The 20,801-nt window shown below is 40.8% G+C and carries 15 protein-coding genes; 11 read left to right on the forward strand and 4 right to left on the reverse strand.

Annotated elements, in window-relative coordinates:
* Positions 1-171: 171 nt before the first annotated feature.
* Positions 172-3,240, forward strand: a complete 3,069-nt coding sequence (locus RYH73_RS19690) for a SusC/RagA family TonB-linked outer membrane protein (RefSeq protein ID WP_335315194.1) — start codon at positions 172-174, stop codon at positions 3,238-3,240.
* The gene (locus tag RYH73_RS19695; protein WP_335315195.1) at positions 3,240-4,901 is read left to right on the forward strand and encodes a RagB/SusD family nutrient uptake outer membrane protein; all 1,662 of its coding nucleotides are present in this window, start codon (positions 3,240-3,242) and stop codon (positions 4,899-4,901) included. The genes RYH73_RS19690 and RYH73_RS19695 overlap by 1 nt, the downstream gene beginning before the upstream one ends.
* Positions 4,902-4,954: 53 nt before the next feature.
* Here RYH73_RS19695 and RYH73_RS19700 read toward each other — a convergent pair whose 3' ends face one another.
* Positions 4,955-5,692 carry a thioredoxin domain-containing protein gene (locus tag RYH73_RS19700; RefSeq protein ID WP_335315196.1) on the reverse strand — a complete coding sequence of 246 codons (738 nt, stop codon included), beginning with the start codon at positions 5,690-5,692 and terminating at the stop codon, positions 4,955-4,957.
* 147 nt (positions 5,693-5,839) lie between these two features.
* Here RYH73_RS19700 and porD point away from each other — a divergent pair, with 147 nt between their 5' ends.
* The 4 genes from porD to RYH73_RS19720 all read left to right on the forward strand — a co-directional run bounded on the left by porD (position 5,840) and on the right by RYH73_RS19720 (position 10,726).
* A complete protein-coding gene (porD, locus tag RYH73_RS19705; RefSeq protein ID WP_335315197.1) occupies positions 5,840-6,742 on the forward strand; it encodes a type IX secretion system protein PorD in 903 nt (300 codons plus the stop codon).
* A gap of 19 nt (positions 6,743-6,761) precedes the next feature.
* Positions 6,762-8,420, forward strand: a complete 1,659-nt coding sequence (recN, locus tag RYH73_RS19710; protein ID WP_335315198.1) for a DNA repair protein RecN — start codon at positions 6,762-6,764, stop codon at positions 8,418-8,420.
* A gap of 45 nt (positions 8,421-8,465) precedes the next feature.
* The gene (locus RYH73_RS19715) at positions 8,466-9,284 is read left to right on the forward strand and encodes an enoyl-ACP reductase FabI (RefSeq protein ID WP_013663709.1); all 819 of its coding nucleotides are present in this window, start codon (positions 8,466-8,468) and stop codon (positions 9,282-9,284) included.
* Positions 9,285-9,517: 233 nt separating this feature from the next.
* Positions 9,518-10,726, forward strand: a complete 1,209-nt coding sequence (locus tag RYH73_RS19720; RefSeq protein WP_335315199.1) for an ATP-binding protein — start codon at positions 9,518-9,520, stop codon at positions 10,724-10,726.
* A 19-nt stretch (positions 10,727-10,745) separates the two neighbouring features.
* Here RYH73_RS19720 and RYH73_RS19725 read toward each other — a convergent pair whose 3' ends face one another.
* Positions 10,746-11,138, reverse strand: coding sequence for a helix-turn-helix domain-containing protein (locus RYH73_RS19725; protein ID WP_335315200.1), 393 nt, complete (start codon positions 11,136-11,138; stop codon positions 10,746-10,748).
* 400 nt (positions 11,139-11,538) lie between these two features.
* On the opposite strand from RYH73_RS19725, the gene RYH73_RS19730 reads away from it, so the two are divergent.
* The 5 genes from RYH73_RS19730 to RYH73_RS19750 all read left to right on the forward strand — a co-directional run bounded on the left by RYH73_RS19730 (position 11,539) and on the right by RYH73_RS19750 (position 17,052).
* Positions 11,539-12,192, forward strand: coding sequence for a GIN domain-containing protein (locus tag RYH73_RS19730; protein ID WP_335315201.1), 654 nt, complete (start codon positions 11,539-11,541; stop codon positions 12,190-12,192).
* Positions 12,193-12,200: 8 nt separating this feature from the next.
* Positions 12,201-13,454 carry a hypothetical protein gene (locus tag RYH73_RS19735; protein ID WP_335315202.1) on the forward strand — a complete coding sequence of 418 codons (1,254 nt, stop codon included), beginning with the start codon at positions 12,201-12,203 and terminating at the stop codon, positions 13,452-13,454.
* A gap of 370 nt (positions 13,455-13,824) precedes the next feature.
* Positions 13,825-14,733, forward strand: coding sequence for a hypothetical protein (locus RYH73_RS19740; protein ID WP_335315203.1), 909 nt, complete (start codon positions 13,825-13,827; stop codon positions 14,731-14,733).
* 233 nt (positions 14,734-14,966) lie between these two features.
* Positions 14,967-16,361, forward strand: coding sequence for a hypothetical protein (locus tag RYH73_RS19745; RefSeq protein WP_335315204.1), 1,395 nt, complete (start codon positions 14,967-14,969; stop codon positions 16,359-16,361).
* Positions 16,362-16,365: 4 nt separating this feature from the next.
* Positions 16,366-17,052, forward strand: coding sequence for a hypothetical protein (locus RYH73_RS19750; RefSeq protein ID WP_335315205.1), 687 nt, complete (start codon positions 16,366-16,368; stop codon positions 17,050-17,052).
* A 49-nt stretch (positions 17,053-17,101) separates the two neighbouring features.
* Here the strand turns inward: RYH73_RS19750 and RYH73_RS19755 are convergent, their stop codons facing one another.
* Both RYH73_RS19755 and RYH73_RS19760 read right to left on the reverse strand, forming a co-directional pair.
* The gene (locus tag RYH73_RS19755; RefSeq protein ID WP_335315206.1) at positions 17,102-17,524 is read right to left on the reverse strand and encodes a hypothetical protein; all 423 of its coding nucleotides are present in this window, start codon (positions 17,522-17,524) and stop codon (positions 17,102-17,104) included.
* A 636-nt stretch (positions 17,525-18,160) separates the two neighbouring features.
* Positions 18,161-20,743, reverse strand: a complete 2,583-nt coding sequence (locus tag RYH73_RS19760) for an ATP-dependent Clp protease ATP-binding subunit (protein ID WP_335315207.1) — start codon at positions 20,741-20,743, stop codon at positions 18,161-18,163.
* Positions 20,744-20,801: the final 58 nt, after the last annotated feature.

The raw sequence follows: 20,801 nt of genomic DNA on the forward strand, positions 1-20,801 counted from the left end.
GATTGTGATATATTTTATCCTTGTTCTGTTACGGAAGAGGAAACTAAGCGGTGAAACGTGCTTTTACCGAATAGAACTTTTATATCATAAACTAACAACGATGTACCAACCCGTCAAGAATATTTCCTTGATCGGTTGAAGTTCATCACCATTTTAAAATAACATATTCTGATGAAACTCAAAAATCAACGATTGTGTTCGTCAAAGTCGTTATTCTGTGCGATTTTGATGGTAATGATGCACCACTTAAGTGCATTTGCACAAACAAAACAACTTACCGGGACTGTTACGGATGCACAGGATCAGTCACCCATTATTGCGGCTACTATTAAAGTCGTAGGTACCAATATAGCAACATCAACCGATGTGAACGGTAGATTTCAGCTCAGCGTACCCGAAAATGCAACGTCTATAAGCATTAGTTCGATCGGCTATGACAGTAGAACCATGCCAATCAATGCACAGGCAGCAAGCTTAAACATAAGCTTAACCGCATCAGCGCAAGAACTTGAAGGCGTTGTTGTTACTGCCTTGGGTATCAACAGGGAGCAGAAATCACTCACCTACTCCACACAGCAGGTAGGTGCAGACGAATTGAATAAAGCAAAGAGCCCGAACCTGATCAATACATTGAACGGTAAAGTAGCCGGTGTCAATATAGCCCCCAGCTCTTCCGGTCCGGGCGGATCTGCCAAAGTGGTACTTCGCGGTAATAAATCAGCTTCCGGGAATAACCAGGTTTTATATGTAATCGACGGTGTTCCCATTAATAACAGCACCACCGGCACGCAACCGGGGAATGTCTTCGGAGGGGAACGCGATCCTGGCGACCCCATTTCTACGATCAATCCCGAGGATATAGAGAACATATCTGTCTTAAAAGGTGCCTCAGCGGCTGCGCTGTATGGTAGCCAAGCAGCAAATGGGGTCATTTTAATCACCACCAAATCCGGCAAATCCGGCCGAACGGTCATTAACTTTTCTTCCAGTGCCTTAATAGATCGGGCGGCTTACACCCCTGAATTCCAGAATAGCTTCGGTCAGGGAATGGACGGCGTTTCCAACACTTCTTCTCTCAATAGCTGGGGAGCGGCAACAGATGGCAAGAAATATGATAATGTCTCCGAATTCTTACGGACAGGAACGAATTTAACAAATTCCCTCAGTCTATCCGGTGGCAACGAAAAAATGCAGACTTACTTTTCGTATGCAAACACACAAGCCAAGGGTATACAGCCCAATAATGATCTGAGCAGACACAATCTGAATTTCAAAGAAACGGCCAATTTCCTGGACGACAAATTGCAGGTTTCGGCCGGCGCCAATTATATCGCTCAGAAATTGGATAATGCACCGCAAACAGGTTTCTATTTTAATCCAATGGTAGGGCTGTATTTATTTCCACGGGGCATGGATATCGCACCTTATCGTACTTTCGAGCAATTCAATTCACAGCAAAACCTGAATGATCAGAATTGGCCATTCCTTTCGGACAGTGAAACGACCCAGCAGAATCCATGGTGGATCGTTAATCGTAACCAGAACTATTCGAATAGAAATCGCTTATTGTTGAATGCCAGTGCCAAATACAAGGTTGCACCTTGGCTTTCCATCCAGGCACGTGGAAGTCTCGACCGAACAAGCGAAGTCTATGAGACCAAAATATATGCCGGTACGCATAACATACTTGCCCGTCCCGGAGGTGCTTACAACTATACCAATACAACCATTACGCAACAATATGCCGATTTGATCGCCAATATGAATTTTCAAGTGGGCGATAAGCTGGGTATCACCGGTGTAGTGGGGACCAGCATTACGGATTGGAAAACAGAAGGTTCCAATTATAATAGCGGAACAGCCGGCTTATCAACCGCTAATGTGTTTACGATGCAAAATTCTGAAACACCTAACATCAGCACCTTGGCGAGAAATAGAAGACAATTGCAGTCAATCTTTGCCAGTGCCAATCTTTCGTATGATAACTGGGTATTTTTGGATCTTACTGCAAGAAACGACTGGTCAAGCACCTTAAGTTTTACTGATAACAGCTCGTTCTTCTATCCATCCGTTGGGTTGGGGCTTGCCTTGAATGAAAAACTTAACTTCCCGGATTTTATTAACCTGGCAAAAATCCGTGGTTCATATGCACAGGTAGGAAATGACCTTCCTCCCTATACCACCTACCTATTAAATACCTTGAATCCTTATGGTGTCATTGGTATGAACACCACTACGTTTCTGAAAGAGCTGAAACCGGAAATCACCAACTCGTTGGAAATCGGTACCGAATGGAAATTCTTTGACAGTCGTTTGGGTGTCGATTTAACCTATTACAAAACGAATACAAAAAATCAGTTCTTTAAGATCGCCGCCAGTCAGGCTTCATTCTACGACACCTATGCTATCAACGCAGGAAATATCCAGAACCAGGGCGTTGAAGCACTCATCAGCTTCGATGCGATCCGTTCCGAGAATTTCAACTGGACAACGAGCCTGAACTATTCTTATAATAAGAACAAGATCATCGAACTTTCTGATAACATTCAGGAATTTGCACTGACAGGTGAAGGGCGAAATAACTTTGCTTCTAAATTTGAAGTAGGTGGTTCCTTTGGCGATATTTATGGCCAGGATTTCCAACGGGATGATCAGGGCAGAATCATGATCAGTGCGGATGGTGTACCACTGAAAAACTCAGCCTATACGAAGCTTGGCAATGCCAATCCAATCTGGCAAATGGGCTGGAACAACAATTTAAACTACAAAAAATTCTCGCTATCCTTCTTAATTGATGGAAAGTTCAATTATGATGTGCTATCGATAACCCAATCGGTCATGGACGGCTATGGTGTATCAAAAGCGAGCGGTGACGCACGTTTAGCCGGTGGTGTGCCCATCAATGGTGTCGATCCACAGGGAAATGCAGTGAATACCATCGACCCACAGGTATGGTACACTTCAACAGGCGGTATCGGACCGGTAACCAGCAACTATATTTACGATGGTACGGTGGTTCGTTTACGGGAACTTACACTTGGCTACGATATTCCGTTGAAAGAAGGCTTTATCAAGAACCTGAAAGTTTCAGCCGTAGGAAGAAACCTCATCTATTTTTACAAAAAGGCGCCTTTTGATCCTGAAGTAACGATGTCGACAGGTAACACGCTGAGCGGATTGGATATCTTTATGATGCCGGCAACACGCAGTTATGGTTTAACAGTAAACGCAACCTTCTAATGAAAACAACAAAAATTCAACATAAATATATCATCTTTCTTGCAGCCCTGACAATCGGTTTTAGCAGCTGTACAAAAGATTTTGAGGATCTAAACACCAATAATACCGGTGTTTCAGACGAAGACTTGAAACCCAATGGCCAAGACCTGGAAATTTTCTTTCGTCAGGCTCAGCTATCCATCTATAATTTTTCAGCCGGTGGTGATCCGAACTCCTACCAAGTTCAGCAAAATTTAAATGCAGATGTGTACAGCGGCTATTTTATGTCGCCCACACCGTTTAACAGCGGACAGAATAACCTTAACTACGCGATGGTGAACAGCTGGAACGGTGAACCTTTCAAGGTGCTGTACGTAAACGTGCTGAACTCATTGAACAAACTTAAAAACAATGGCCTGGCAGAAACCTATCCTGTCGTATGGGCGGCCGCTCTTGTTGTAAAAGCAGAAGCAACCAGCCGGGTTACTGATATTTATGGTCCCATTCCTTACAGCCTTGTTGGTACAACCGGAAGCATTCCTTACGATAGCCAGGAAGATATCTATAAACGCTTATTCCTGGAACTCGATACGGCACGTAATTTATTGGTAGCTTTTAATAGCGGTACAGATACCACGCAAGTACCCGCAAATATCGAAGAGGCAGATCTGGTTTACAAAGGAGTTGATAACAGAACGCGTTTTCAAAAATGGCTGCGTCTGGCCAACTCGCTCCGATTACGTCTTGCGATGCGTATCGTAAAAGCCGACCCGCAGCTTGCGCAAAGTGAGGCTGAAAAAGCGCTGGATCCTGCCAATGGTGGTATCATCGATAACAATGCAGACAATTTCCGGATCGCTGTTCCATCGGGTGCGAACTTTTCCAATCCGCTTTATTTTATTGCTAAAAACTGGGGAGACACCCGCATCAACGCTTCACTGGAATCGTACATGCTCGGTTACAAAGACCCCCGTATCGCTAAATACATGGATAAAGCAACCGGTGAAGGCCTTGCCGGGCAATATAAAGGTATTCGGGTGGGAGCAGCCGGATTGACAAAAGATGCCTACCTGGGCTATTCTTCCCTTAATATCAATGATGGCACGCCATCATTTACAGCGAGCACCGCACCGGTGTTAATGACCGCCGCTGAAGTATACTTCTTAAGAGCGGAAGCCGCATTGCGTGGATGGGCAAATGCAGGAGGTTCTGCACAATCTCTTTATGAGCAGGGCATACAAAGTTCCTTTGCACAATGGGGTGTACAGGGAACAAACGCCTATATACAGAACAACACGAATACGCCTGTTGCTTATGTCGATCCGCAGAATAGCCGGAACAATGCCGCGGCACCAAGCAACATAGCAGTACAATGGAATGAAGGTGCAACGTCCGAAGAAAAACTGGAACGTATCATTACACAGAAATGGTTGGCAATCTTCCCCGAAGGTCAGGAAGCCTGGAGTGAATTTAGAAGGACCGGCTATCCGAAAATTTTCCCGGTTGTTGTTAATAACAGCGGTGGCCTGATCGATACCGACATACAGATCAGAAGATTACCTTTCCCTCAGAACGAATACAATACGAACGCTGCAGAGGTTCAAAAAGCCATCCAGCTTTTAGGTGGACCCGACAATGGTGGAACGCGCCTTTGGTGGGACAAAGCGGGGGCTAATTTTTAGTACCTGATTGCAATAAAAAAGGGAAGCGTAACGCTTCCCTTTTTTATTGCAATCTACAACGTTTCTACTAAATTTCTCAACTGTTCTTCGCTTTGAAATCCCTGGGCTTCCTTCACCAATTTCCCTTCTTTGTAAAGATGAAAAACAGGTATGCCTTCAATTTTCATAGCACTCGTTAAGGCCTTTGCTTGATCGATATTCAACCGATAAATCAATACCCGATCCTTATACTGTGTAGCCAACTTTTTTAACGAGGGTTCCATTTCCTTACATGGAATACACCAATCGGCATAAAAATCCACTAACACAACCTTATTTTCACGCAGGATTTTATCAAAATCTGTTTTGGTGAACAAATCTTTTTTTACCGGTTTCTCAGCAGGGGTTACAGGCAGGCCTGCATTCTTCCAAGCCATAATCCCCCCTTTTAAATCATATACCTGCGTAAATCCGCGCTCCTTCAATGTCGCAGCTGCTTTTGCACTTCTACCACCTCCCAGACAATATACAAAAACAGGTTTTTCCTTGTCAAGATGATCGAGCTCGCTTTTAAAATTTTCCCCTTTTATGTCGATATTATGTGCATGTTCCAGATGTCCATCCACAAATTCCTCCGGGGTCCGCACATCAATTAACTGAATAGCGTCATTTGATCCCTCATCTATTTTCTGCTGATATTGTTTGGCTGTCAAGGGGCCTTCTTGCTGTGTAGCCATCGCACACCCTTGCAATGAAAAAACAGACAAACATCCTATAAAACCGTACCAAAAACTTATTCGTAAACTCATCATACCTTTCAGATTATTCTACAAAAGTAATAACCTGAATTTAAATACTAAAGTTCTGAGTTACCCGTTACGTGTTGCGATAGCAGGATTTTTAATTTTTAATTTTTAATTTTACCTTATTACGTACCTTTGATGCTAATCACGTATCTTATGACAAGAACTTTTGTTTCTTTTCTTCTCTTCAGCTTATTGTCTTTCGCACCAATTTGGGCGCAGGACTTAAATGCACGGGTTCAGATCCTATCACCGCAAGTCCAAGCGACCAATAAGCGTGCTTTTGATGTTTTACAGCAGGCAATGACCGATTTTCTTAACAATAAGAAATGGAGTAATCAACAAATCTTACCTGAAGAACGTATCGACTGTAGCTTGGTCATTACGGTAAAAGAATGGGATGGGAGCAGCAACTACAAAGCCGAAGCGCAAATCATTTCAACAAGACCCGTCTATAATACGACGTATAACAGTCCTGTTCTTACCCTATCTGATAAAAACTTCGATTTCACCTATACAGAAGGAGAACCATTGGATTTTTCTTCGCAGCAGTATCTAAGCAATATTACCTCTTTGTTAGCCTATTACGCCTATCTTATCGTGGGGCTAGATGCAGACTCGTTCAGCGAAAAGGGAGGAACTTCCTATTATACGCTCGCGCAAAATGTGGTAAACAATGCACAAACAGCTAATTTTACCGGTTGGAAGTCGATCGAAAGTATGAACAATCGTTTCTGGTTGGTAAATAATATGCTCGACAATAATTATGAACCGTTGCGTAGCTTTTCCTATCGCTATCATTTAGAAGTGCTCGATAAAATGGCTGATAACCAAAATGCATCGAAACGTACCCTGATTGATCTATTACCCTTGCTAGCTAAAGTAGATCGCATGGTGCAAGGGGCGATGTACAATCAAGCTTTTTTTACCGCTAAATCGGATGAATTGGCGAATTTGATCGGCGGTTTAACCGGACCCGAAAAAGCAAAGGCGATCAACATCTTAGCGGAGGCAGACCCCGGGAATAGCAACAAATACGAAACAATTAAAAGTCTCTAAATCTCACGATCCGATACAAATGCTTAAGCGCTTATTAATAAAAAACTATGCCCTAATAGACGAACTTGATATCAGTCCTTCCTCCGGACTTAATATATTGACAGGGGAAACCGGGGCGGGAAAGTCCATCATATTGGGTGCGCTATCGCTTATCTTAGGACAGCGCGCTGAAAGCAAATATTTCTACAATCAGGCACAGAAATGTATCATCGAAGGATTTTTCCAAATCGAGGAATACAACCTAACAGATTTTTTCGAAGAAGAGGATCTGGATTATGAACCTGAAACCATTCTTCGCAGGGAAATAAGTGCCGATGGAAAATCTCGAGCATTTATAAATGATACGCCGGTTACCCTTACAACCCTTAAAGCACTGGGTGAGCACCTGATCGATATCCACTCGCAACATGCTACGCTAGAGATCAACACTGAAGATTTCCAACTCATGACCCTTGATAGTGTGGGAGAAAACACCTCACTTTTGAAGAACTATCAAGAGACTTATCGAAAGTATAAACAACTCACATTAACACTTCAACAATTAATAGAGGCGAATAAACAGGCACAAAGCGAGGCGGATTATCACCAGTTCTTGTACGATGAATTAGCTGCAGCGAAGCTAGCTGCGGATGAACAGGAAACCTTAGAAAAGGAACAAAATCAGTTAAGTCACGCCGAGGAAATCAAGCGTTCGCTATTGGCAGCCAATTTTCTACTAAATGAACAGGAGCAACCCGTTATTCATTCACTCAAGGAAGCGGGGCAGCATATACAACAAGCCGAACGTTATGTGAACGACCTGCATGAATTAAGCGAGCGTTTGCAGAGCGCCCTCATTGAAATAAGAGACATCGCGGATGAGCTCGAACGTACCGAACAACATATACTTTTTGATGAAGGACGGCTGACGGAGGTGAATGATCGACTGAGCCTGCTCTATCAATTACAACAAAAACATCATGTAAGCAGCCTTGCCGAGCTATTGACCATACAAAAAGAGCTCGCAGATAAGCTCGCGCAACTCTCATCAAATGATGATGAAATTGAGAAGCTCAAGAAGGAAAGTGATCAGCTTCGCAAAACAAGCGAAGAATTAGCGGAGGCATTGCGTATGAATCGGCAAAAAGCGGTCCCACGAATACAAAAAGCGGTAATTGATGTGCTAACAGAAGTCGGGATGCCAAATAGTATACTGCAAATTGAACTGGAAAAATCGGCTTCCTTAAGATCATCAGGAGGTGATAGCGTGCGCTTTCTTTTTACCGCGAATAAAGGACAAATACCACAACCACTTAATAAAGTAGCTTCGGGCGGCGAATTGTCAAGACTCATGTTGGCCATTAAATCACTCATTGCCAAAAGCTCGGCATTACCAACGATCATTTTTGACGAGATTGATACCGGTATTTCAGGTGAGGTCGCTTTAAAGGTTGGTACCGTTATGGAAGAAATGGCCGAACACATGCAAGTCATCGCCATTACGCATCTCCCTCAAATCGCGTCGAAAGGAAATGCACATTATAAGGTCTATAAGGCAGACGAAGGAAATGTGACACGTACCAATATGCGTAAATTAAGCGAGGAAGAGCGTGTGGTAGAAGTTGCCCAAATGCTAAGTGGTAGTAAACCCGGAGAAACGGCATTACAACATGCTAGCGAGTTGTTAAAAAAAATGTAATTTTACCCCCTTATATAAATACAGTTTACAATAAATCAAACCGATATGGCATACAACCTACTGAAAGGTAAAAGAGGTATTATATCCGGCGCATTAAATTCCAGTTCCATTGCATGGAAAGTAGCCGAAAAAGCACATGAAGAAGGTGCTACATTTGTATTGACCAACGCTCCAATTGCTATGCGCATGGGAGAACTCAATGAATTGGCTTCGAAAACAGGTGCGGAGATCATTCCTGCAGACGCAACCAGTGTAGACGACTTAACCAACCTATTCACCAAATCACAAGAGATTTTAGGTGGCAAGATCGATTTTGTATTGCACTCAATCGGTATGAGTGTAAACGTACGGAAAAGTATCCCTTATACAGAAGCTAATTACGACTTTTTCCAAAAAGGGATGGACGTATCCGCGCTATCCTTACATAAAATGCTGCAAGTAGCGATGAAATTGGACGCTATAAACGAATGGGGCAGTGTGGTAGCCTTAACTTATGCTGCCGCGCAACGTACCTATTCTTTCTATAATGACATGGCCGATATTAAAGCAGCCTTAGAATCCATTGCAAGAAGTTTCGGTTATCATTACGGCGTCGCTAAAAAAGTACGTGTTAATACCGTTTCACAGTCACCTACCAAAACCACTGCCGGACAAGGTATTAAAGGCTTTGGCGACTTCTTTGATTTTGCCGATGCCATGTCGCCTTTAGGGAATGCCAGCGCAGAACAATGTGCAGACTACTGTATCACTTTGTTCTCTGATTTGACACGGATGGTGACTATGCAGAATTTATACCACGATGGTGGATATTCTTCTACCGGTGTTACCAGCACTATTTTGGAGAAATTCGGTATTGAAGGATAAGTGTTCAATGATCATATTTTTCAACCAAAGCAACGGAATGTTCCGTTGCTTTTTTTTATGGGTTAATTGTAACAGCAGTGGTTGCACGAGCCGCGGCTTAAAAACGTCAATCCTCCTCTCTTCAAAATTAATTCCGTTCATCCAAAAGTGTTCGTTAGTAGTGAACAATGATTTACATTAGTAACGAACACTTTTTTGCATTACTAATGTAAACTATCTATATTTGTATTATTATGCTAGCACAAAGCACAATAGAGGACGTTATAAATGCTCAAAGAGAAAGTTTGGTCCAAATGGATCCAGGTTTGTATCGAGAAGCACTAAAAATACTCCCTGATTTATCTACCCATGCATTAATTGTATCTGGAATTCGTCGAAGTGGAAAAAGCACTTTGCTGTTCCAATTATTAAAGAAAAAATATAATGATGCACTATATCTTAATTTCGAGGACCCTCGCCTTTACGAGTTCGAACTTGGGGATTTTGTACGCTTAGATGCTATTATCAAAGCGAGTAGCTCGCAAGTACTATTATTTGACGAATTGCAGGTTATCCCTGATTGGGAGCGTTATATCCGTCAAAAATTAGATGAGCAATATAAAGTAGTCATTACTGGTTCAAACGCCTCTTTATTAAGTAAAGAGTTAGGGACTAAATTAACAGGAAGACATATCAGCAAGGAGCTTTTTCCTTTTTCTTATACCGAATTTGCTTCTTTTAATAATTTACAAGCCAATACAGATAGTGTACACCAATACTTAACCATTGGTGGTTTTCCTGCTTATGTAAAAACGCGACAAGCCGAAAATTTGCAACAGCTTTTCGATGACATCTTAATACGAGATATAGCTGTTCGTTACGGTGTCCGTGACGTTAAGTCCTTGCAACGACTAGCGCAATACCTAATATCAAATGTCTCTAAACCTATTTCTGCCAACAGGCTAAAATCATTATTTGAACTTGGTTCCACCAACACAATCAGCGAATATCTTGCACACATGGAGTATGCATACTTAATGTATTTTGTTCCAAAGTTTAGTTATTCTCAACGAAAACAATTGGTTAATCCTCGCAAAGTTTATGCGATTGACACAGGCATGATTAACCTAGTTTCAACCGCTTTCACAGAAGATCAGGGACGCAAATTCGAAAATTTAATATACATGCACCTTCGTAGAAAACACAAAGAAATCTATTATTTTTCGGAGCGAGGTGAATGTGATTTTATCGTTTTTAATCGAGGAACCTTTCAACAAGCCGTGCAAGTTTGCTGGCAGCTTAATCAAGACAACTTAAACCGAGAACTAAATGGCTTATTTGAAGCACTCACCTTTTTTGACGAAAAAGAAGGTGCGCTAGTAACCTTAGAACAAAACGACCGCTTTGAAAAAGAAGGAAAAGTCATACAGGTAATGCCTGCCCATGAGTTCTTGCAAAAGTAAGTAGTACTAGCATTTAGAGTTAATCCTTTCGTTCTTCTAGTAGTTTTCCCAAGTAGGCATTTTTTTCTTTTTCGGCATCAAGAAGTCGTTCGTATAATTCAACAATTTTATCAAGAGGATTGATTGTACATAAGTAATTGTTATTATTTGAACTGCTGTCTTGAAATGTATTGTTTATAATATTGAACACAGCTTCTTCGCTGAAATTCTCAATTGCTTCTGTAGTAACACCCAAAATGCTCGCTACCTGAGCTAGTAGATCAGCCTCAATTGCAGCACTTTTTTCCATATTGGAAACCGTCTGCTGACTTACCCCTAATTCTATAGCTAAGGCTTCTTGCTTCATACCGCGAAGTTCGCGGATACGGCTGATTTTTCTACCAATATGGTTTGTTGCGTTAGTTGTACTCATAATCTCAAAGTTAACAAATATTCAGCTTTCAAGACACAAAAATTGACAAGATGGTATTATACAAGCGCTTATTTGTGTAATACTAATAAATCTTGTTTTATACAAGCTGTTTTGGTTCGGTACGTGGATGATACTGCGTTCATTTGCTTAAACCAAAATAAATGATAATATGAAAAAGAAGAAAGACAAAATTGTCACGGTAGACAGGTACAGTAAATACGCTGACATCGATGAAATGTATTCTACAAAATATAGCAATATCAAGTTAACAATTCCAAGTAACCTTAGGATGCTCTGTGCCATATTTGAGGTCAACGTGGAAGATCTGCTGTATGATTTCATGTGGAGTACACGGCAGGACGATATATCAGTACTTGAAAAATACTAACAGATAAAAATCATGAACAATTTACCTCCTTTTCACACTATCCGCGTCCTTACGCGATGCCAGATTTCTTTACATCAGGATAATTCGTATACTCTCCATGTGGAAGAAACCGAAGATACGGCTGAATGGATTGATTACCCTGTTGAGAATGGCGAATTAATCATCCAAACCAAGCCGATGCATGATGGCTTTCTGTTACTAAGTGACCACTATCCCAAAGTACAGGTTACGTGTACTAATCTCAATGGTATCCATGTTCTTGACAAAGCCTACATTGCGAACAAAGGAGAATTTCAGGTGGAAAAACTTGGTATTATTATCCAGCAGGGAGAAATAGACTTGAATATAAATGCAATCGTGTTCGATTGTACGGTAATTAAACGGGGAAAGGCCACAATACAAGGCAACACGCTTATATCTCGAGTATTGGTTCATCAGCATGGCCTATATAATGGCAATGAACTCGAAACATCTGACACTCACGTTCACTTGCACGATGATGGTCAGGCTTCGGTATCGGCTGAAGTGTTGGATGCCAGCTTATTCAGCAGAAGTAGATTACTTTATAAAGGAAATCCGAGAATGCAGGTACTGTGTATTGATGAAGGTTGCTCAATTCAGCCGTTAATCAATCAAGATTTACATAAAACCAATATTAACCAATAAAAATTTGAATGATGGACAACGTATATTTAACAAATCCCGAGGATGTATATGAAACACCTTGGTTTTTACTGAAAGGCGGAATTTTTGAATCCTTTCGCTATGATACTTTCGAGTCCTTTAACGAAAAACTGTGGGAATTGCTTACGGCCATGACTTCATGTAGCAAGAAAGATGATAAAGAAAAGACAAGACTAACCGAAACACTAGATAAGCTCATTCTAATGGTGAAAGGATGTCATTATTTCCTACATCATAAAGAGCGTTTAAAATTTAAGGAAGATTGGATAGATATCAAATGGTATAAAAACCCTTATCGTTGCTCCAAAAAATATCGATCGAGAGATGATCAAAAACTCAATCATCACCTCGCTCATTTTAAGGAACCCCTCTCCAATCTCACTCGAGAGGAAGCCCAGAATTTTACATTAGCCTTTAAGAATTTTTTTGCGGAAATGGGCCTGTCTTCATGGCTTAACTTACTGGACGATTGGAAATCTTGCTTGACGGGGGATGAAAGTTTTTTTGATTGGCGAGTAGACTGTGCTCCGTTAAAGACCTATGAAAAATTGCTGGCATTGCATGAGGCTTGCACCATAGGTTATCAATGGGCGGAAATGGATTATCCTCCGCCAAATAGACACTTGATTGAGGATTATCTATCATCAGAATATGTAAATGGCTATCGCAGCGCAAGTCCTTTTGAAATGATTGGAGATGTCTTTTATGAAAAAAATTACAGCGATATACGACAGCATATTTTAGCGTTATATGTTAGTTGTTCATGTAAACGCGAGGGAATAAATACGATAGCTAAAGATCTGCGTTCTACTTTACGATGGCTACTGGAAACAGGCTGGTTATTGTTACAAACAGACTATTTTCCCGAAGATTGGCTAGATCCTGACAGTATCGATTTTCTGCGGTGCCCTGTCCCGGAGGAACAAGCGGACTACTGGAAGCCTAAAAACCTGACTGCGAAGGAACAAAGAAAATTAAGAAAGACATTATCCAAGTTGTATCATAATATAGACGTACGTCAAGAGATCTATACGGTTGAAAGCAGAATCATTCGCCATTTACATCCTGATGTTCCGGATAACTTAAGCGAGGACGATTTAGCAACAAAAAATCGACTGCTTAAGATCTTGGATGTATTGACTTTGATTGTATTGAATCTGCGTGAACGACGCACTAAGTCGGGAGGTGTTTGCTATCCGCCAATAGTGGAAGAAGCAAACGTACATTCTAACGAGAGTGTTTAGGCTACTGCTATACAGGCTTATTACCTTAAAATTTTCAATTTAACCCAAAAATTATTATCTTGTCTTCGCGTTTAGTACATAACGCTCCTTTCAATACCTATTAAAAACAGCAAATTTCTTTGAATTATAGCCAAGTAGCCATTTGTTAGGGACCTTCTTCGGGGTGAGTCCAGGGTAAGTCCACATTGAGTCCAGGGTGAGTCCAGGTTTTAACGGTAAAATCTGGACTCACCCTGGATACAGTATAGATGCTATCTGTAACAAAGGAGAAGAAGGCGTGAGGCAAGTATAGACTTGGTATGAGGAAAAGAAGAAGTCTGGAGTAATAATTAAAACGGCCAAGCATTGGCTAAAAGTGAATATATAAATTATGGCGAAAATTAACAAAAACGGACGGCTGACCGGAAAAATGGGAAATACAATTTATCGGGAGTTAAACAACGAACCCATTATCCAAAGCATGCCGACACAGGTAAAACAAACAACCAATACCCGCATTGCGGCACAAGAATTTGGTATCAGCAGCAATGCTACCAAGATTATCCGTCAAATAGGGAGTTTGCTTTTTGAGTACATGGATCCGTATGTTTCGGGCAGGTTAAATGCAATCATGCAAAAATGCATCGCTCAATTACCCGAAGCCGCTGGCTACAAAAACCTAAATCAAATAGACCCTAGCCCCTTTATCGGTTTCCAATTCAATCCGGATGCTCCTTTTGAGAAAACCTTGCATGCTTTTCCCCGCTGTTCGGTTCAGCCGGACGGTACCGTAGAGATCACTATCAATGCGCTCACACCAAAGCAAGATATTCCCTTCTTGCAGCGTAATATCAATCCCCGTCCCGGAGCTTTTCTCCGGGTAGCATTGGTAAGTATTGACTATGCGCAGGAGGCATATCAAATATTGGCACAGGAAGAAATTATGCTCGTTAAATCAAAAATGGAACAGCCCCCACTGCCTGCTACCTTTGATGTACAATGGAAATGCCTTAAAAAATTACCGAAAGAAGCCTTGGTATTTGTCTATTTTTCTTTGCATTATTATCAACTCGACTGGCTAGAACAACGAAAAATGATTGGCGAAAAAACAATGAATCCCGCCGGTTTCTTACACGCTTTTTGCGTTAATGAGGAAATGTATATAAAAAATCAGGCAACGGCCATCGGCCCTGACCATCAACCACTAAGAGAAGCTGAATGGTTTTACACCATACTTTCAGAAAAGAAGACCGAAATTAATCGTATTAAAGCAAAGGCAGAAAAAGAGAGGAAGAAATGATTAGATGATAAAGAGTAAGTAAGTAAATAGACAAGTAAATGGTAGAGTTGATTAAAAGTTAACAAAAGAAGTCAGCAAAATAATATTTCACATTTTTCTGTGTAAGCTAAAGACCTTTTCGTGTAAAAATATTTCTAGATAAACTTCTAAATTATACATTTGTCACCATCTAGACCATTAGAATAACATGAGAAAAATCTACTATGCATTGCTATTTTTTCCATTAGAATAACATGAGAAAAATCTACTATGCATTGCTATTTTTTCTTTTCTTAGCCGTTATCGTATCTTGTTCAAAAACCTTGCAAGAGCTTGAACAAAGCCATTCAAAGATCGAAATGATCAAGCAAGATTTTTATTTTAAGCGCTTAGATACTGCTCTAATGCAGTTAAAAACCAAAACCGATAAATTCAAACAAGATTTAGCATGGGACAAAGCAGCTAATCTTTCTACTGAGGGAAGTACGCTCTATTATATTCCGATAATTTGGCGAAATAATGTGTCAAAGGGAGTAGAACCAATAGAAATGAATTACAAGTCTTTTTTAATAGCAAAAGAAAAAGATAATTCTTTCGAATTTTTGACAGCTAAATATTTCGACAAAGACAGTACAAACTCTTTCAGTAAACCAACCTCAGAATTTACTGGAAAAGTAATCGTGCAAGATTACTACGGAAGCGCAAACATCGCAAGTTTTGAGAGCGGCGTTCAAAGAATGAGCTCGGATAGAAAAATAATGTCTACAGGAATTCCAGGCAGTATTCAAATATGTTATGATCGATATGTTTGTACCTATTCCGGTTCTTGTGTTAATAGTGGTGCAAGTGGTGGAGCCTATATTACCTCTACAGAAAGCAATGGCGGTTGCATGCCTCCAGCCCCAATCAGCTGTCCTTTTTTTCAATGGGCATTGATGAACACCGCTTCCTTTCCAGTATGTGAAGATATTCCCATACCTCCCATGCCGCCTGGTGGCTGGACAGGAACGATACCTTCACCTGTACAAAACGCCATACAATCTATTGTAAAACAAGGAGTCACTTTGGGAGCGACAACAAAACGATTATTACAGGAGGTATTAGACGATTGTTTAGGAAAAGTTGTTATTTCACGACTGTCAACTAATAAAAAGAAACTAAATTTCATTGAAGATTCGGGTCAGTCGACTCCAGCCGCTTATGACCCTCGTACTGAAACAGTTAAGGCTGACAATTCAGGAGTGGCCCTTCCAAATATGATGGAAGAACTTATTCATGCCTATCAGGATGTCCAATATGGCGGAACTACGAAGTATCTTGATAGTGGTATTCCTGGCGCCCAAAATATCGAATATGAGGTTAAAGTTTTATTTGATATTCGGCAGAGCATTTTCCCTGCTAATTCAAATAAAATTTTTAGAACAGGAAAATTTGCGTTAGGAAACAATGAAGAATATTTATTGTGGCTTGAAGATATAACTGAGAGTGGTTCACAATATCCGAGAGACTTTAGTCAGATCAGGGAAAAGTATTTTTACTTTCTTCATGGTTTTGGCGAAGCCTCGCCAGAGTATAAGACTTTAAAAATGGATCCAAATTTAGAACCAAAAATATTATTTGATTTATTAAAAGATGCTGATTGTTTTTAAAGTTATGAAAAAAGAATATTTTTATTTTTTAACGTCATTAATGTTTTTTTGCTTGCACGTTAAAGCACAATCCGTTTTTGAAAACAAGACTCAGGTTTCGGCTTCCGATGGCACAGTGTATAAATTAAGAAAAATAGGAAGCGGAAGTGGTATATATATACAAAATACAAGTAATATACTACATACCGAAGTCAAAAAACATCCAGATACGCGAAACGAGTTCGCAAGAACCAGTGAATTTTACCCGAATCACTTTACTACTCCTTTAAACAAGTTATTTTCAAAAACGCAGCTACAGGTATTTAAAAGTACTCGGCTCAGAATTTTTGCCATTGCAGATCGTACCGGAACGATTAGGGAAGTGAATTTCTTTATCTCCAAAGGAACAGCAATTACAGTTGATGATTTAAGACGAATAGAATTAATGATTAAGAAAGAAAAAATAGGTTTCGCTAAATATCAAAAATCGGGACCGGATGCCAGAGGCAATAGTCGTTATGTCCAGATTAGAAATGCGACAATTAACGATATTCCCGAATTTAATGGTATTCCATATTTCGCTATCAACACCTTTATTGATTTTGATTATGCATACCGAGCTGTGATGAGAATTAGAGATCCAGGTTCCCGTCCTAGCAGAGGAGAACCTACAGGCCCTGACACAATTTGGGTTGTGCCGGTGACTCGTTAGTTATTGATTAACGCTCAGGAGAGTAAGGATTCTCCTGAGCGTTAATCAATTATTCTACATAGTCAGCATCTGACAATGTTACTTTGAATACAACATTGTAGTTAGGAATAGGGACTTCGAAATCTCCATTGTTAATTGGATCCTCGCCATATATATTTATTTGACCCACGCTATAACGAACAGAATATGCGATTCCGTTAAAAGTAGAAGGCAATATATCATAGGAACTTTCACCGTCTTCACTGATGGCTACACTTACATTTCCCTGCTCTATGTAATATCGATCTAATTCTGCTATTGGCAAAGTCGCTTGTATATTAAGTCCATTCTCTGAAACTCCCCAATCATCAGGCGTTATCGTATAAATAAATGTTCGATTTGGCATAATAGTCTCAACGACTTCCGTCTTCTTACACCCACTCATACCTACCAAACCTACCAAGGCAATCATAAAAAATAAATACTTCTTCATTCGCTATTTGTTTTTAGTTGTTCGTTACTGGTTATTCGTTGCCAGCCATTCGTTATTCGTTCTTGGTTGTTCGTTATTGGTGACGGCGTTCGTAAGGGCAATACTACTTAACTAGACTAGTTAATTGTTAACGGTTATTCATTATTCGTACCAACATTATCACATTAACTAATTAGCTAATTCCCTATTCAACGTCTCAACCACTCAACGAGTATCTACTTCTTAGAGTGACAAAACATGAAAAGGTTTAAGCAAGAATCGCTCCATAATTTTAATTTAGTGAATAGGGAGTAGTTAATCAGGGAGTAGCATTATGCTCTTTTTCAACGCATAGTGAGTAGCGTAATTTCACCTCATTTTGTTATCTTTGTATTCATCGCGGCTTCCTGTATTGCTAACAACTTACCTATAAAAACACTTAATAAAAAGCATTTCGAGCGGATAGTGTACAATGAGATCACTTCACGCCATAGCGTATCCATCCCTTAGTTCGCAAGGGATCACCCATAAACCGTTTCGCGTGCAGCTGCTACTGCCACTACTTAACGATTCGACTACTCAACGATTTAACAAATCCCCAACAAAAAAAGCGTTACGCAGTGCGTAACGCTTTTTCTATTTTAAAACAAGAGCGCATTAATTCTTGCTATTGCTTTCATCTTTTTCATCTTCATGCTGCTCCTTCTCGATATCCGTAGGCTTTGCAGATTTTTTGCTATCACTTTTATGCGATCCGTTTACCACAATTTCTTCTTTTTCTTTGTTGTAGTCGATCTCAAGCGTAGCACCATCCGCTAAGTCCCCTTTTAAGATTTCTTCAGCGATCGGATCTTCCAAGTATTTTTGGATAGCTCGTTTTAACGGGCGAGCGCCAAAGTTACTATCAAAACCTTTCTCGGCAATAAACTCTTTGGCTCCTTCCGTTAAGTTTACGGTATAACCTAAACCTTGGATACGGGTGAACAAGGCCTTCAACTCGATGTCGATGATTTTGAAGATCTCTTCTTTACCAAGGGAGTTAAAGACAATGACGTCATCCACACGGTTCAAGAACTCCGGAGCAAAAGCACGCTTCAGTGCATTTTCAATCACACTCCGCGAATGCGTTTCCGCCTGGGTAGCTTTGGCACTTGTGGTAAAACCTACCCCCTGACCGAAATCTTTCAATTGACGCGCACCGATATTCGAAGTCATGATGACAATTGTATTTCTAAAGTCGACCCTTCTACCCAAGCTATCGGTCAATTGTCCTTCATCCAACACTTGCAATAACAAGTTGAACACATCTGGGTGAGCTTTTTCGATTTCATCTAATAGGACTACAGAATACGGTTTGCGACGTACTTTCTCAGTCAGCTGTCCGCCCTCTTCATAGCCAACATATCCCGGAGGTGCTCCCACTAAACGTGATACAGCGAATTTCTCCATGTACTCGCTCATATCAATCTGTATGAGTGAATCTTCACTGTCGAACATGAAACGAGCCAATTCTTTGGCCAGCTCTGTTTTACCGACACCGGTTGGTCCTAGGAATATAAAGGAACCAATTGGTTTTTTCGGATCTTTCAAACCTGCACGCGTACGCTGAATCGCCTTTACCAGTTTTTTCACGGCATCATCCTGACCAATAATTCTTCCTTTCATCGAATCGGCCATATTTAATAGCTTTTGACTATCTGTTTGTCCAACTCGCTGAACCGGAATACCGGTCATCATCGATACAACCTGCGCAACATCATCTTCGGTAACCGTGTAACGTTTTGTTTTCGTTTCTGCCTCCCAAGCCTGTTTCTCACGATCCAACTCTTCTAATAACTTTTTCTCTGTATCCCGAAGTTTAGCCGCTTCTTCATACTTTTGACTACGAACCACTTTGTTCTTCTCTACCTTGATATCTTCTATTTTTTCCTCGATATCAATAATACTTTGCGGAACATGGATATTCGTTAAGTGAACACGCGAACCTGCTTCATCTAAAGCATCGATTGCTTTATCCGGTAAAAACCGATCGGTAATGTAACGGGTGGTTAAGCTCACGCAAGCCTCGATAGCCTCGGGTGTGAAAGTTACGGCATGATGTTCTTCGTATTTATCTTTGATTCGGTTCAGAATCTCAATGGTTTCTTCATGCGTAGCAGGTTCAATCATCACCTTTTGGAAGCGACGATCCAGGGCACCATCTTTTTCTATGTACTGGCGATATTCGTCCAATGTAGTCGCACCGATACACTGAATTTCTCCACGTGCCAAAGCAGGTTTGAACATATTAGAGGCATCCAATGAGCCCGATGCACCGCCTGCGCCGACAATGGTATGAATTTCGTCAATGAACAGAATCACGTCCGGAGACTTTTCCAATTCATTCATCACGGCCTTCATACGCTCTTCAAACTGACCACGGTATTTCGTTCCTGCTACCAAGGAAGCTAAATCCAAGGTGACAACTCTTTTGTTAAAGAGCACCCGAGAAACCTTCCTTTGCACGATGCGTAAAGCCAGGCCTTCTGCAATGGCTGATTTACCTACACCAGGTTCACCAATTAAAATGGGGTTATTCTTTTTACGACGTGAAAGAATCTGAGATACGCGTTCAATCTCTTTTTCACGTCCAACAATCGGATCCAAACGACCTTCTTCTGCAGCCTTGGTCAAATCCCGACCAAAGTTATCCAGCACCGGCGTTTTCGATTTAATATCTGACACTTTTTTAGGTTGGCTAAAGCTATCTTCATCGCGGAAATCATCATCTCCCGCGGCAGAACCGGCGGCCTGATCTGTGATTTCTGTTTTGTTCTGCTCTACCTCAGCTTTGAAGATATCGTAATTGATATGGAACTGCTGAAGTATTTGAGAGGCAATATTATCTTCATCCCTTAAGATAGAAAGTAATAGATGCTCAGTACCAATAATTTCGCTCTTAAATATCTTAGCTTCTAGGTAAGTGATCTTAAGCACTTTTTCTGCCTGTTTTGTAAGCGGAATATTCCCAAGATTAGCCGAAGTGGATGAGGTCCCTTTCACTGCCTCCTCAATCGAGCGACGTAAACGGGCTGTATCTACTCCTACATGCTTTAATATTTTGATTGCTAAACCATCTCCCTCGCGGATCAGGCCTAGCAAGAGATGCTCGGTGCCGATATAATCGTGTCCAAGTCGAAGCGCTTCTTCCCTGCTATAGGAGATAACGTCTTTTACGCGTGGCGAGAATTTTGCTTCCATGAATGTATGTACCTTTCTTTTAATGCTCTAATGTATAAAAATTATTAATTAAACTTTG

This window comes from Olivibacter sp. CPCC 100613, from assembly GCF_036959255.1.
Taxonomy (GTDB): Bacteria; Bacteroidota; Bacteroidia; order Sphingobacteriales; family Sphingobacteriaceae; genus Olivibacter.